This is a genomic window from Cohnella candidum, from assembly GCF_003713065.1.
GTDB lineage: Bacteria > Bacillota > Bacilli > Paenibacillales > Paenibacillaceae > Cohnella > Cohnella candidum.
This window is the reverse complement of record NZ_CP033433.1, coordinates 4,650,527-4,664,852: the sequence shown is the minus strand read 5'-3', so window position 1 is coordinate 4,664,852 and position 14,326 is coordinate 4,650,527. Positions and strand designations below refer to the sequence as shown.

Annotated in this window: 13 protein-coding genes; 1 reads left to right on the top strand and 12 read right to left on the bottom strand. The window is 56.8% G+C overall.

The genetic code is table 11. The annotated features are described in order from the left end of the window. Nucleotides 1-34 precede the first annotated feature (34 nt). From EAV92_RS21575 to EAV92_RS21515, 12 genes are all read right to left on the bottom strand, one after another. On the bottom strand, nucleotides 35-1,405 hold the full coding sequence (locus EAV92_RS21575) for an ABC transporter substrate-binding protein (RefSeq protein WP_123042993.1): 1,371 nt from the start codon (nucleotides 1,403-1,405) through the stop codon (nucleotides 35-37). Nucleotides 1,406-1,492: 87 nt separating this feature from the next. Further along, the gene (locus EAV92_RS21570; protein ID WP_123042992.1) at nucleotides 1,493-2,695 is read right to left on the bottom strand and encodes a hypothetical protein; all 1,203 of its coding nucleotides are present in this window, start codon (nucleotides 2,693-2,695) and stop codon (nucleotides 1,493-1,495) included. Between the two features lie 50 nt (nucleotides 2,696-2,745). After that, nucleotides 2,746-3,480, bottom strand: coding sequence for an IclR family transcriptional regulator (locus EAV92_RS21565; protein ID WP_123042991.1), 735 nt, complete (start codon nucleotides 3,478-3,480; stop codon nucleotides 2,746-2,748). A 214-nt stretch (nucleotides 3,481-3,694) separates the two neighbouring features. Further along, on the bottom strand, nucleotides 3,695-4,447 hold the full coding sequence (locus tag EAV92_RS21555; protein ID WP_123042990.1) for an SDR family NAD(P)-dependent oxidoreductase: 753 nt from the start codon (nucleotides 4,445-4,447) through the stop codon (nucleotides 3,695-3,697). 83 nt (nucleotides 4,448-4,530) lie between these two features. Then, nucleotides 4,531-5,880, bottom strand: a complete 1,350-nt coding sequence (locus tag EAV92_RS21550; RefSeq protein ID WP_123042989.1) for a GH1 family beta-glucosidase — start codon at nucleotides 5,878-5,880, stop codon at nucleotides 4,531-4,533. A 21-nt stretch (nucleotides 5,881-5,901) separates the two neighbouring features. Next, on the bottom strand, nucleotides 5,902-8,262 hold the full coding sequence (locus EAV92_RS21545) for a beta-galactosidase (protein ID WP_123042988.1): 2,361 nt from the start codon (nucleotides 8,260-8,262) through the stop codon (nucleotides 5,902-5,904). 48 nt (nucleotides 8,263-8,310) lie between these two features. Next, nucleotides 8,311-8,826, bottom strand: a complete 516-nt coding sequence (locus tag EAV92_RS21540; protein ID WP_123042987.1) for a hypothetical protein — start codon at nucleotides 8,824-8,826, stop codon at nucleotides 8,311-8,313. Nucleotides 8,827-8,842: 16 nt separating this feature from the next. After that, entirely contained in the window at nucleotides 8,843-9,664 is an 822-nt protein-coding gene (locus EAV92_RS21535) for a carbohydrate ABC transporter permease (RefSeq protein WP_123043849.1), read from the bottom strand. Between the two features lie 15 nt (nucleotides 9,665-9,679). Then, nucleotides 9,680-10,570, bottom strand: coding sequence for a carbohydrate ABC transporter permease (locus EAV92_RS21530; RefSeq protein ID WP_123042986.1), 891 nt, complete (start codon nucleotides 10,568-10,570; stop codon nucleotides 9,680-9,682). 91 nt (nucleotides 10,571-10,661) lie between these two features. Next, nucleotides 10,662-12,041, bottom strand: coding sequence for an extracellular solute-binding protein (locus EAV92_RS21525; protein WP_206424249.1), 1,380 nt, complete (start codon nucleotides 12,039-12,041; stop codon nucleotides 10,662-10,664). 49 nt (nucleotides 12,042-12,090) lie between these two features. After that, nucleotides 12,091-13,086: a LacI family DNA-binding transcriptional regulator gene (locus EAV92_RS21520; protein WP_123042985.1), complete on the bottom strand. Its 996-nt coding sequence runs from the start codon at nucleotides 13,084-13,086 to the stop codon at nucleotides 12,091-12,093. 257 nt (nucleotides 13,087-13,343) lie between these two features. Continuing rightward, complete coding sequence (locus EAV92_RS21515; protein ID WP_164472880.1) at nucleotides 13,344-13,682, bottom strand: LytTR family transcriptional regulator DNA-binding domain-containing protein; 339 nt, start codon at nucleotides 13,680-13,682, stop codon at nucleotides 13,344-13,346. A 211-nt stretch (nucleotides 13,683-13,893) separates the two neighbouring features. Here EAV92_RS21515 and EAV92_RS21510 point away from each other — a divergent pair, with 211 nt between their 5' ends. Further along, nucleotides 13,894-14,259, top strand: coding sequence for a helix-turn-helix domain-containing protein (locus tag EAV92_RS21510; protein ID WP_123042983.1), 366 nt, complete (start codon nucleotides 13,894-13,896; stop codon nucleotides 14,257-14,259). Nucleotides 14,260-14,326 lie beyond the last annotated feature (67 nt).

Genomic DNA, 14,326 nt, shown 5'->3' with positions numbered 1-14,326 from the left:
TTGCCCATTCCCGATTCCATCCGGATTCAAGCGGTTATTTTTTCAGGATTTTCTGGATGGAAGCCTGCGCCTTATCCAGCGCCGCGGACACGTCTTGCTTGCCGGCGATCGCGAGCGCGATTTCCTGCTGGAGCGCTTGTCCGAGCTGGTCGAATTCCGCCACGTTCGGCCAATACGTCGTGTCGATCGATTTCATGACGTCTTGGATTTGCTTAGCGAACGGCTGGTCCTTCGTCGCTTCCTGATACTTCGCGGAGTCGTAGACCGAGTCGAGCGGAAAGTCGACGCGGATCTTGTCCGCCGCTTCCTTCTCCGCCACCTCAAGGCTCGTCCTCCATTGCAGGAACAGCCACGCGGCGTCTTTGTTCTTGGAGTTGGCGCTGATGGCGAGCCCTTCGCCGAACATCCATTGCGCGGCATGGTTGGCCGGTCCGGTGATGATCGCGGTGTCCACCTTGCCGGCGACTTGGGAGTTCTGCGGGTTGTCGTACACACTCGGGAAGCCGCTCATGTCGAAGTTCATGGCCGCCTTGCCTTGGCGGAACACCTCGGACATCGTATCCCAGCCCATGGCGGCCGCGTCTTTGGGGCCGTAGTCTTTCATGAGGGTGACCCAGTCGCCGACCGCTTGCTTCATGGCGTCGGAGTTCACCGTCACGTTGCCGCCGGCATCCAGGACGGAAGCGCCGTAAGCCCATGCCCAGCCCGCCGTGCTGCCGAAGGAAGCGGAGGAGGATTCGCCGCGGCCGATGAACGGCACGACGTCGGCCGGAAGCTTCTCCTTCAGGGTCTTGGCGGCGGCGAGGACGTCGGCCGTGGTCGCCGGCTTCGCGATGCCGTACTGGTCAAACAGGTCTTTGCGGTACATCAGCACGCCGCCGGACGCGGTAACCGGCAAGGAGTACAGTTTGCCGTCGGTGCCTTTGTACGTATCTTTCAGTCCTTGCGGCATGTCGTCGACCGACAGCCACGGGGATTTCTTGTTCGCGATGTAGTCGTCCAGCGGCTCCAAGCTTTGCAGCTTGAGGAATTCCGGCATGTACCAGAACTCGGTCGCGATGACGTCGTACGCGCCTTGCTTGGTCGTGCTGTCGAGGATGAACTTCTTGCGGGTCGTCGGCTCGTCCACCACTTCGACGTTCAGCTTGATGCCCGTCGCCGCTTCGAACTCGGATTGGTAGTCCGTGATGGCTTGGGCGGTATAACCGGTCTTCATGAGGACGTTGAGGGTCGTGCCTTCGAATTGCTTCAGATTCGCTTCTCCGGAATTGGAAGAAGCGGGCGATGCCGGTGCCGATCCGCTCGGGCTGGCCGATTCGGAGGCCGTTCCGCTTTTGGAGCCTCCGCAGGCGGCCAAGGATACCATCAGCATGACGGCAAGCAGAATACCTAGCGTTTTTCTCATTGCTGCACCTCGTTGGGGTTAGTGTGATGGTCGTAATCTATCGTGCACGGGTGGCCCGGATTACTTCGTTCGTCGGACGCGGACCGGTCAGGTCCGAAGCCCCTCCTCGATCCATTCCAGCGTCTCGAGGGAGAGAAAGCTGTAGTTGTAGAACGATAAGCCTTGCACGCTTTTCCGCAATTCCCGGATTTGCGCGACCAACTGGGCTCTCGATTCCGTCTGCGGGAGGATCGGCCGCAGGATCGGCTTCAGGGGCAAGTCGGCGCCCGCGTCGGCGAGCATCCGGACATATTCCGCGGTCTTGGCCCGCAGCTGCCCGAGATCCTTGAAGTAGAAGGTCGGGTTGACCTGATCCAAGAAGGGGGCATAGTTCATCAGGTCGAGCCCGCTCTCCCACCCCGTCCCGTCGCTTCCCATCGGATACCAGACCGGGCCGAAGTCGATGACGGACAGCTTCGTCTTGCCTTTCGTTTCCCTATGGATCTCCGCCAGCAGCGAGGTAAGCAGCCGCTTGCGGAAGTCGAGGAATTTGCCCATCTCCCCGTCGGCCGCCTCCCTCAGCTCCTGCCATGTAAGCGATTTGGCCCCATGGGGCCGGTCGAATTCCGCTTGGCAGGCCGCGCGGACGAAATCCCGAACCTTCTCCACGTCGATCCCTGCGGCGGATGCTTTCTTCACCATGGATTCGCTGAAGGACAGGCTCAGCAGGAATTCCGTCGAAGGCGTCAGCGGAATGCCGATCACTTCATGGTGATAACCGTGCCGGAGAGGCATGCATTCCAGGGATTCGAACAGCAGGGTATCGAACCAGCCTCTCGACGCCAGGTCGCCGGCCAGCGCCACCATGTAGGTACGGACGTCGTCGTTCGCCGCGCACGGAATCGCGGGATTGGCGTCGCCGAAGGCGTTAACGACGTTGGTATCCGGGTAACGGGTACCGATTCCCGTTCCGTGCAGCGCGATGGTCCAGGCGGTGATGCTCATGCCCCGCGAGTCCGCTTCCTTGCGAAGGCGGTTCCAAAAACCGTTGTCCGCCATCCCGGAGATGGGCGGCTCGATCCGGATGTTGCCGTGCCAAGCGCGATTGGGCTCGAAGTACAGGGCGCCCGGTTCGGGAAAGACCAACTTCCGCTTCGGATTGTGCGGCATCAGGAACATGCCGGAATGGTAGGTGGGGCAGATGGTGATCCCGTTCAAGCCGCTTTTCTTCATCCGGTCCAGCACGGGTCCGATGCCCTCGTCGATTAGGTCCCAGGGGTACAGGAACATGCTCGTTTCCATGTCGGTCAACCTAGAGTCCTCCTTGTCTTGGATGTCTCGTCTGCGTCCGGAGTCCTCCGTCAGGTGTAACCCAACTCGGTCGAGATCGCCTGCGCCGATTCCAGAAGCAGCGACTTGTGGGACAGCAGCTCGGACAGCGAGCTTCTCGAAGAAGTGATGGAGACGCTCATGCCGGCGACGACCTTGCGCTCGAAGTTGAAGATCGGAGCGGCGATGCAGCGGACCTCGTCTTCATGTTCGGCGTTGTCGATCGACAAGTTCTGCTGCCGGATCTTCTCCAGTTCCTTAAGCAGCTCTTCATCCGACGTAATGGTCCGCTTGGTGAATCGCTTGTACTCGAGCTTCTCCAACACCTCGCGAACCTGCTTGTCCGGCAGGTAGGCAAGAATCGCCTTGCCGACGCCCGTGCAGTAGACCGGGCTGCGTTTGCCGATGCTGCTATACATCCGCACCGGATAGATGCTGTCGATCTTGTCAATATAGACCACTTCGTGTTCATCCAGAACGGCCAAGTGAATGGTACCTTTTGTTATTTTCGCAATATTCTGAATATAAGGCCTAGCAATATCCCGTAAATCGATGCTTTCCTGAATCTTGTACGCCCATTGCAGAATCCCGTATCCCGGCGAGATGAATCCGTTCTGGTTCTTCAGCAGCTTATGGGCTTCGAGCGTTTGGACGAGCCTGGACGCGCTGCTCTTGTGAACGTCCAACGCTTCGGCGATCTCGCCGACCATCATGGGCTTGTGCACGATCAGTTCGATGAGCCGCAAGGCCCGGTCTACCGTGTTCATCGACCTCTCCCTTCTCAAGCGCCGCGTGCGTTGCGCTATTTGCAACGGCGTTAATTTCTTTGCAAGTTTGTAGAATAATAAACGCTTACATGGTAAGTGTCAATAAGTTTGGCGGAAAATAATCGCGTGGTAATTTCATACAGGAACAAACGCCGAAAGCCCCCGACGATCCAACCCGTCGGGGGCTTTCTATTCGTGGAAACCCGATAACCGCTTAATAAACGGTGGAACCTCCGTCGACGCGAACGGCCGCGCCGTGCATGAAACTCGCGTCGTCGGAAGCCAGGAACACGGCGGCTTTCGCCACTTCCTCCGGCTGTCCGTAACGGCCGGCCGGCGCGTTCATCGTCAACTGCTCGAACGGTCCTCCGTCGACCGCGACGTCCTTGGTCAGCGCTGTCTCGATGACGCCCGGGCAAATCGCGTTGACGCGGATTCCCTTCTGCCCGTACTCGTAAGCCAGTTGTTTCGTGAGTCCGAGGATGGCGTGTTTGGACGCCGTGTAGTCGCAGCCGGCGGGGCTGGCGATGAATCCGGAGGCGGAAGAGGTGTTGATAATAGTGCCTCCGCCGTTGCGCAGCATATGCGGAATGACGCGCCGACAGACCATGAACATGCTCTTCACGTTGACGTTCATGACGCGGTCCCACATGTCCTCGGACGCTTCCAGCGCCGGCAGCGCGGCTCCTCCGATGCCGGCATTATTGCATACGACGTCGATTCGTCCGTAGGCTTGAATCGCCGCATCCACCATCGCCTCGATCTGCGTCGCTTCCGTGACGTCGACCCGCACGGCGATCGCTTCCCCGCCCGCTTCCCGTACGAGGCGGACGGTTTCGTCGCAGCCGGCCTGCTGGATGTCCGCGACAACGACCCGCGCGCCTTCCTTCGCCATCTCCAGGCAAATCGCCCGCCCGATTCCGGATCCCGCACCCGTGACGATAACGGCTCTTTGTTGCAGTTTCATGTTGTTCGACTCCTCTGAAAATTTTTTTAATGACTATCATAGTCTTTCAGAGAAGGGTTGTCACGTCTTAGATTTCCGTCGGACTATACCCGCTCCGGCAAGCCGTTGCGCCGAATGACGTCCGAATACCATTTCGCGCTTCGTTTGGGGGTGCGAGTCAGCGTCTCGTAATCGACGTGCACGATGCCGAACCGCTTCTGGTAACCGAGCGCCCATTCAAAATTGTCGAGGAACGACCACACGTAATATCCTTGCAGGTTTCCACCCTCGCGGATAAACCGGAGGCAGGCTTCCAGATGGTCGTGAATGTACGCAATGCGGTTGTCGTCCCGGATCTCTCCTCCGACTACCGGGAGATCGTAAGCGGCGCCGTTCTCCGTAATGTAGATCGGCAGCTGCGTGTACTCTTCCTTCAAACGGGTCAGCAGGCGGTACAGCGATTCCGGATGGATGTCCCAGCCCATGTCCGTCTTGTCGGCGTCCGTTGCCGCGAAATCGACGTCCAGCAGCGGAAATCCGCTGCCGGCTTTAACGACGTCGCGCGTGTAGTAGTTGAACGCGAGAAAGTCGCCCGGCGTATTCATGATTTCCAGATCCCCGTCTTGGATGAACCGCAGGGGGCCCAGCTTGGCCGCATACCAAGCCGCCATATCCGCGGGATAAGCAGCCTTGAAAACCGGTCCCAAAAACCAGGTGTTGAAATAGCCGTCGTAACGGGCGGCAGCCGCCTTGTCCTCCGCGGATTCGGTCGCCGGATACGTCGGGGTGAAATTCAGCACGATGCCGATTTCTCCCGTAAAGCCCATTGCTTTGTACTTCCGGACGGTCAGCCCGTGACAGAGCAGCACATGATGGGCGACGGCCAGCGCCTCGTACCAGTCGGTATGGCCCGGCGCGTTAACGCCGGTGCCGTGGCCGAGCATCGAGACGACCCAAGGCTCGTTGATCGTGTTCCACTTGTTCACGCGGCCGCCGTACTCCCGGAACAGGAGCTCGGCATACGCGAGAAAATGGGGCACAATGTCCCGGCTGGCCCAGCCGCCTTCGTCCTGTATCCATTGGGGCAGGTCCCAGTGGAAAATCGTAGCCATCGGCTCGATGCCGTATTTCTGAAGCTCGTCCAGCAAGCCATGGTAAAACCGGATGCCCTCCGGATTCACTTTGCCTTTCTCCGGAAAAATACGCGGCCATGCGATCGAGAACCGGTAGTTCGGGATCCCGAGCTCCGCCAGAAGCGCGATGTCCTCCTTATATCGATGGTAGTGGTCGCAAGCCGTATCTCCCGTGTCCCCGCCGGCGATCTTGCCCGGCGTATGGCAGAAGCGGTCCCAGATCGATTCTCCCTTGCCGCCTTCGTTCGCCGCGCCTTCGATTTGATAGGCGGATGTCGCCGTTCCCCAGACAAAGCCTTCCGGGAATCGTGTGTCGTTCATGCTGCGTATCTCCTTCCCCGTCTATGCTTGCCTGCTGAAATGAAATTGCCCCTCATCATCTTCCTTCACTTCGTACAAGAACGATTCATCTCGGTATTCTTTGCCGCCACGGTCCGTCCAGCGTCCTTCGAACCGAAGCTTCACCCGGCCCGATCCGCCATGCGGCTTGAAAGTCATCTTCACATCGTTTCCGCCCGCCTCAAGTCCGGTCATCTCCGCCGTCGCTTCCTCGACGACGAGACCCGGCGCTACCCGGTCTTGAAGCAGGAAAATCGCGCCGCCGCGAGGCTCCAGCGCCACTTCCGAGCCGCCGAACAGCGTTTGTCCGTCACGGCTCAACACCGCGCTTTGCGCCACCTCGTCGTAATTGTGGACGAACAGAAAGGAACGTTCTCCGTCCGTTCTTTCGACGAGCGACAGGTTATCGTTGCTTGCCGACAGATGGCCTTCGATGCCGACCAGCGCGGCGACTTTTCGGATGACCTCCAATTGATACGCATAGTCCTGTCCCATCGACACGCCGAACACGAGAATCTCGCCCCGGCCGGCCGGCTTCAGGTAAGCGGCAACCTCATCTCCGCCCTCGCGGGTGAAGGAGGCGACTTTCCGGCCCTCGTAACGGGAAAACCGAAGGCGCTGGCGCACCAGCACCGAATCGACGTCCAGCACGTCGACGTAATCCGCGTAGGCGGACACGATCTCGAAATCGCCGAGGTCGAGCGCGTCTTTAAGCACCGTGCAGGGCTTGCCCATCCGGTCCTTCGTCGGAATTTCCGGGTACAGCACGAGTTTGCCGCCCTGCAGTACGTACTCCGCCAGCCGGCTCTGAAGCTCCGCCTCCATGTACGCGGTCGAGAATACCCATAGCGTAGGCACGTCCTGCACGCGGATCGGCCGCAGCAAATCCACCGCTTCGAACTGCAGGTTCGCCGCCACGAGAAGCCGGACGATGCCGTCGAATGCCGCTTGTTCCCGCTTCGCCACGATTTCGCGGATCATCCCTTGCTCGCGCTCCTCCACGACCTCCGTCATATAGTCGTTCGGGTGGAAACCGATATGCGTGTGAATGCGCTTGGGCGCATTCAGCAGCCGGGTTCCGATCGCCTGGAACATGCGGCCCAGATGCTGGGCTTTCCAATAATTCGCGCCCGGATTGCCGGCGGAATCAAGCGGCGCCTGCCATTCGTGGCGGCGGCCGAACAGCCCGATATGCTCGTAATTCTCACCGGCCGCGAACATGTAATAGTTGAGCGCGTTCATGCCATGCGCGACGCAAGTACGCGTGTTGAGGTCGAGGTCCTGGGGGTATAGGCGCGGCCGGTCGACCAGGCGTCCGGATTGGAATTCCGCCGAGAACAGCGGCTGTTCCGGATGTGATACCGCCTTCGTGTAGGCGGACGCCAGCACCAGGTCGTGATAGCTGTCGTAGCCGATGTGACCGGGGTAGAAGTCCCCCGCCAGCACGACGTCGTCGAATTGCACCGTCTCATACAGCTGGGACAGCCCGACCGGATAATCGGTGCCCCGGCTGTAGATCGAGTAGTCCTTGAAGCCGTGCACGTTGATGATGAACGGAACGTCGATGCCCGTCCAGCGCGCGAAACCGCGCAAGTCTCCCACGTAATCGCGGATATACGTCCGCCAGAACTCGCCCCACAGCGTATGGAACGAAGGATCGTTCTCGCTTAACCCGCGGCCGAACCGCTCTGCGAACGCGCCGAAAGACGCTTCCTCCACGCCGTAAGCTTCGTTGAACGACGCAACGGATTCGAAACGCCCGGATAGATATTCGCCGAACCTCTTCAGCGTGTCCGGATTGAAATCGGACGTGTTCGTCACCCAATGCAGCATGCCGATCTCGTTGCACAGCTGGTACATGATGACCGGACCGCCGCGCGTGATTTGCATGGGCGCGAGAACCTCGTTTACCACCTCGTACCAATTGCGCACCTTCGCAAGGAAAGTCGGATGGCGATAAGACACGATGCGGGCCGGATGATTCTCCCCGCCGCGCTGCTTCGCCACGACTTCGGGATACTGCTCGTGCACCCAGGTCGGCACGCCTTCATAACGCACCTCGGCCATAACGTACGGACCCGGGCGGACGATGCAGTATAAGCCGGATTCCGCCACCAGTTCGAGGAACGATTTCAGATCCCGCTCTCCCCGCGTCGTGCCGGTCAGGTCGTAGCTGCCTTCCGAAATTTCGTGCCAGACCCATGGAACGTAGGTGCTGACGAGGTTGCAGCCCGCCGCCTTCAATTTATCGAGCCGGTCTTTCCACTCTTGCTTCGGAACCCGGAAGTAATGGCATTCCCCGCCGTAAAGAAAAACGTCTTGCCCATCGATCGTAAATTTGCCGCTCTGCATCCGCACAGCCATGATGTTTCCTCCCGCTCCAATCGCGATCCGATCCTTCTCTTCTCTCTATCACTTCAGTTTGGCGTTCAAGGCTTCGATCTGCTCCTGCATGCCCGGCTGGCTGCCGAATGCGTCGGAGAGCATATCGAGCACGTCCTTCGCTTCGTCCTTGCGGTCCTGCTCGATCAGCTTCTTCGTGGAAGACACAAGGATTTCCGGCAGGAAGGCGTTATCCTGGCGCAAATACTTCTGGACAAGCTGCACGCCCGCTTCGGGGGTCAGCTTGTCGTTCACGATCTCGTCGATTTTGTCCTTCGCCTTGTCGTACACCGCCGGCCTAGGCCAAGCGTACGGACTCTTCCAAATGCTGAGCACTTGTTCGTAACCGCCCACGTACTCGTATTTTTTGGAGGTCCGGTTGTAAGCTTCATCACCTTTAAGGGCGATATCGTACCTTTGTTTGTTCATGTTCTCTTCGGCCTGGTCGTAATACTTGACGGCCATCTTGTAGCTGCCCAGCCATACGTAGCCGTAGACCAGCACGACGGCGAGGACGGCGGCCAGCGCGGCAATCCATTTTTTCATCGCCTCTGTCGCCTCCTTATTTCAAGCCCACGCCGGTAAAGGCGTTGACGAAGTATCGCTGCAGGAAGAAGAAGACCACGACCACCGGCAGCGTGGTCATCGTCAGCGCGGCCCAGAGCTGGTCCAGATTTTGTCCGGGAATTTCCGACTTGATCGTGTACAGCCCGAGCTGCAGCGTGTACATTTCCCTGTCCTGAAGATACAGGAGCGGACCGGCGAGGTCGTTCCAGCTGCCCATGAACGTCAGGATGGCGACGGTCGACAATACCGGCAAAGACATGGGGAGCACGATTCGCAGAAAAGTCTGGATTTCCGTGCAGCCGTCCAGCCGCGAGGCCTCGAGAAAATCGTTCGGGATGGCCGTCATAAACTGACGGATCAAGAAAATATTGTAGGCGCTGAGCGCCGCGGGAATGATCATGACCGTGTAGGTGTTGATCCATCCCCATTGGTAATACATCGAGTACGCCGGGATCATGAGCAGCACGCCTGGGATCATCATCGATCCGATAATGACCTGGAACAGCAGGCCTTTGCCGGGAAAATTCAACTTGCTCAGCGCATAGGCGACCATGGAGCTGAGCACGACGTTCAGCGCGGTGACGCTGACGGCGATGATGATCGTGTTTTTGAACATATTGCCCAGGTCAAGCTGCTCGAACACTCTATGGTAACCGTTAAGGGACCAATGCCGGGGCAGACGCGTCGGGTAATTGAGGATCTCCGTTCCGATCTTGAAAGAGTTCAATATCATGAAAATGAACGGATAGACGACCAGCAAAGACCCGAGAATCAGCACCAGATAAACCCATAACTGCCGTTTTCGTAATAGAGTCATGCTCATCGTCCTTTCCTAATTCGTTTCTTTCCGGTTAAACAGCTTCCACTGAACGGTCGTAAGGAAGACGATGATCAACATGAGGAAAATGCCGACCGTAGAGGCGTATCCCATGTTCATTTCGTTGAAGCCCTTCTTGTAGAGATACAGAACAGGCGTCAATCCCGAATGGTACGGACCGCCTTCGAGGTTGAACATCATGAAGACTTCGGAAAACATCTGCATGCCGTTGATAATATTCATGGTGGTGACGAATACGATTTGCGGCTTCAGCATCGGCAAAGTGACGTTGCAGAACCGATTCCACCAGCTTGCACCGTCGACTTCCGCCGCTTCATAGAGCTCGGGATTTATGGAGAGCAGGCCGCCCAGGAAAATGATCATTTGGATCGCGAACCATTTCCAGCTGTTGAACAGCGCCAGCACGGGCATCGCCCACCATTTGCTGAACGCCCAATCCACGCCCTTGTCCAGGATGCCGAGCGAAATCAGGATCTGTTGGATCGGTCCCGACGGACCGGACAGCATGTTGAACACGATGATGGATACCGCGACCGACGTGATGACGGGCAGAAAATACATCGTCCGGATCAACGCGCCGCCCTTGGTGATTTCCTTGAGCAGCAGAGCCAAGCCGAGCGAGACGACGAATACGACCGCAATGAAGATGGCCTGGTTGTAAACCACGTTGAACGTGGCTTTCCAGAACAAGGAGTCCTGAACGACGGCCACCCAATTGCCGAAACCGACGAATTCCGCTTTATTGGCTTGCGTGACGCTGATGTTTTGAAAGCTCATTTTGAAAGCCAGCAGCAAGGGATACGTCAGGAACACGAGGAAAAAAACGACCCAAGGCAGCGAGAACAAATAGCCGGTCATCGCTTCGCGTCTTTTCTGCGGGTTCATTCATCTTCACTTCCCTTCAGGAAGAGGAACAGCCTGCGCAGGGCAGACTGTTCCGCTGATTTGTGGAATTGTGACGGGCGACGGCCGGCGATCAGCCTTTCAGTTTCTGGCGGGCTGCCTCGGCCGCGTTCTTGACGGCGTCTTCCGGGCTGATTTCGCCCTTGAGGACCGCGCGCGTGTATTCGCCGAGTAGAATATTGCTGACGTCGTCGAGTTCCGGCACCGTTTCGTTCGGAATGACGTTCGCAAGCTGGTCGACGAACGGCTTCACGTCAGGCGTTTGGAAGAACGGATCGCCTGTCAGCGATTTCAGCGTCGGCAGCTGGGCAAGTGCCTTGAGGGATTCCAGGTTAACCTTGTCGTCCATCATGAACTTGATGAAGTCGAATGCCAGCTCTTCGCGTTCCGGGTTGCTCTTGAAGATCATCAGCGAGCGTCCGTCCAGCGTAGACCAGTGCGTGTCGCCTTCCTTGCGTACCGGAATCGGAGCGAGACCTACGTCTTTGCCGATTTCCATCGGCTTGTCTTTGGCTTGCTTGAGGTTCGCCATCCAGCCGTAGCCGAATTGCAGCCACATGCCCTTGTCGCGCTTGAAGAAGTCGTTGTCTTTGGAGCTCATCGGCGCGTAGGATTGGGCTTGTTTCATGAACTTCAAGAATTCGACCATGTTGGCTTCCGGTTTGTCGAACACGATGTCCGTGCCCATCTTGTTGAACAGGCCGTACTTGGCGTCGTTGAAGTTGTAGTAGATCTGGGTTTTCATCGTCCAGTACCAGCCGCCCCAAGTGAGCGCCTCGTTCCAGAAATAGTCGCCGTATACTTTGGAGCCGTCCGCGCGCTTAGGCAGCGCGCTGATTTTCTTGGCGGCTTCCAGGTATTGGTCGAACGTGACCGGCGGCTTCTCCGGGTCCAGGCCTGCTTCGCGGAACAGGTCTTTGTTATAGATCATGAGCTGGGTCGTCGCGTTCCACGGCACATAGTAGCGGCCGCCGAAATCTTCATGCACGAACTGAGGCGCGATGCGGTCGAACAGTTCCGGCGCTCCCGGCATGTCTTTCAGGTCGACGATCAATTTCTCCTTGGCGAACTTCGCGGGCTGGTAGCCGAATACGCCGACGTACACGTCCGGCAGGTCGTGTGCGGCGATCCGCGCGGTCAGTTGGCCGCCTTCCGGCTCCTGCTCGACCTTAACCGTGACGCCGGGGTTCTTCTCCATGTATTGCTTGGCGATGGTGTCCTGTACGTAAGCCAGGTAGTTGCCGCCGCCGGGAACCATGACTTTCACTTCGCCTTTCAGCGGCGCGCTGCTTGCGCTTGCGCTTGGGCTTGCGCTTTCGCTCGGCGCTGCCGACGCGGAAGGAGACGCCGAATCCTTGCTTGCCCCGTCATTGTTGTTCTTGCCTCCGCAGGCGGTCAGGATAAGCGACAAAGCGAATACGAACGTCAAAGCCAGACTCCATGTTTTTTTCACGATTGTGTCCTCCCCGTTTGGGTTCCATGTTCTTGATTGCCGTTTGCGGTTAGTCGACCTTGCGGCAGGACCCGCGTTCCACGAGTTCCACCGAAAGCTTGTAATCTTTGTTGTCGACGGCGTGCCGTTCCACGCATTGGAACAGCAGGTGCGCGGACAACGCGCCCGCCTCGTACTTGGGCTGCCTGATCGTCGTCAGGGCCGGCTGCGTGTATTCCGCCAGTTGGATATCGTCATATCCGATGACCGACACGTCGTCCGGCACGCGGATTCCCGCTTCTGCGAACGCTTTCAAACCGCCCAATGCCATCTCGTCGTTGGCGTAAAACACAGCCGTCGGCAAATCCCCTTGCATGATCAGCATTTTGGTAGCCTGGTAGCCGCCTTCCTGCTGAAAGCCCCCTGACAAATTCCACTTCGGCATTTCCGGGATTCCGTGTTCCTCCAAGGCTTTGCGAAAACCGCAGTAACGCTGCCGGTTATCGTAGGACGTCGGCGGACCGCTGATATACGCGATGCTGCGGTGACCGTCGCGGATTAAATAATCCGCTGCCTCATACCCGCCCTGCACGCCGTCGACGAGCACCTGGATGATGAACTCCCCTTGGAGCACCCTGTCGAGCACGACGATGGGAAACCCTTCCCGCGCCGCGTCCAAGATATCCTCGTCGGTAATGTTGTGCGCGAGAATGATGGCTCCGTCCACGCGCTTCTCCCGCAAAAACTTCACCGCGGTCGAATCGCGTCCGCCTACCGAGCTGCAGGCGATCAGATCGTAACCTTTGGACAGGGTCACCTCCTGCACGCTCCGGATCAGCTCCGAGTAATACGGACCCGACAGATCGCTGAGGATAAGCGCGATCGTCTTCGTCTGGCTTCGTTTCAGATCCATGGCGAAGCCGTTCTTCTGATAATTCAGCTGACGCGCGGCCTCGACGACTTTCCGGCGAGTCGAAGGACTTACCTTGTTGTCGCCGTTCAAAGCGATGGATGCGGTCGACACGGCGACCCCGGCCAGCTTCGCAACATCTTTGATCGTAGCCATGGCCGATACTCCCATCCACGGTAAATTTTCTAGCGAACGATGTTTCGAAACGTTTCGATTTTCGTTACGCCTTTAGATTATGACAAACTTTAAAGTCGTCAATATCTAAGTTATATGGATTTTTACCACATGCTATCGTTATCGAAACGTTTCGTTGTAAGCGGTTGCTAGTTTTCCTTTCCATTTGCTCTCCGTGAGGCTTTACCGAGAGACGGGAGAATACAAAGCCCGCCGCTCCTGACTGGAGTGACGGGCTTTCATTCGATCAAAGAGTAAAGCCTCGATACCAATTCTCTTTGGATGTTCTCCGTGAAAGGAATTAAGATATTTCCTTCGTGAGTAGGAACGACAACAACTCGCAAATTCGGGTCGTATGAGCTTATCTTTTTCACGTTCACGATCGTTCCCCGATCCAGCTGCATAAATCCTTCGTTCTGCAACAATGTGAACCAGTTCTGCAATGAGGTTAACGGTTTGAACCTCTCGTCAAAGGCGTAAAAATCCAATCCTCCAAAACCACTCGTTTGCAAGTATAAAATATCCTGCACATTCATTAAGCGAAGCTTCCCCTTCGAATCGATCAGCAAAAGAGTCATCGTTCTCTCCCTCAATGGAATCCATGAATAAGATTCATTTAAAGCAGGAATGATATTTGTATGGCTCATACCGAAAAGGAATGCGACTTGAACATCACAATTATACATAAATTTAATACCCATAGGCAACAGTAATGCGAAAAACAATATTCAACAACCTATGTATGCTCTATTTCTAGTTCTCTACACTTTTTAACAAGAGGTGTGGACGATGGAAGATGATATTCTCAGACTGGTTGGCCGAAGAATTCGTGATTTACGTAAAGAGAGGGAGATGTCGCAGGAACTCCTTGGGGAGAAGGGCGGCTTTCATTACTCTTATATCGGTCAAATCGAGCGGGGCGAGAAAAACATTTCTCTCATTAACCTCGCGAAGATTGCAGCAGCATTGGATGTCAGCATTTCTCAATTGTTCACCTACGTAGATGAAGAAGATAAACGAACCGATTCCGAGACTGACCTCCAAGAGATCGTGTCTACTCTGAGGATCAAAAAACCAAACGAAGTACTAATGATCAGAAATGTCGTACGAGAGATTTTCGGGGAATACTCAGGCGACAATAAAAAGGGACAATAAAAAAATCGGTAAAACCTAAGGGCACCAAAACTGTGACAGGCTCCCCTCACGGCACCAGGGTTTCATT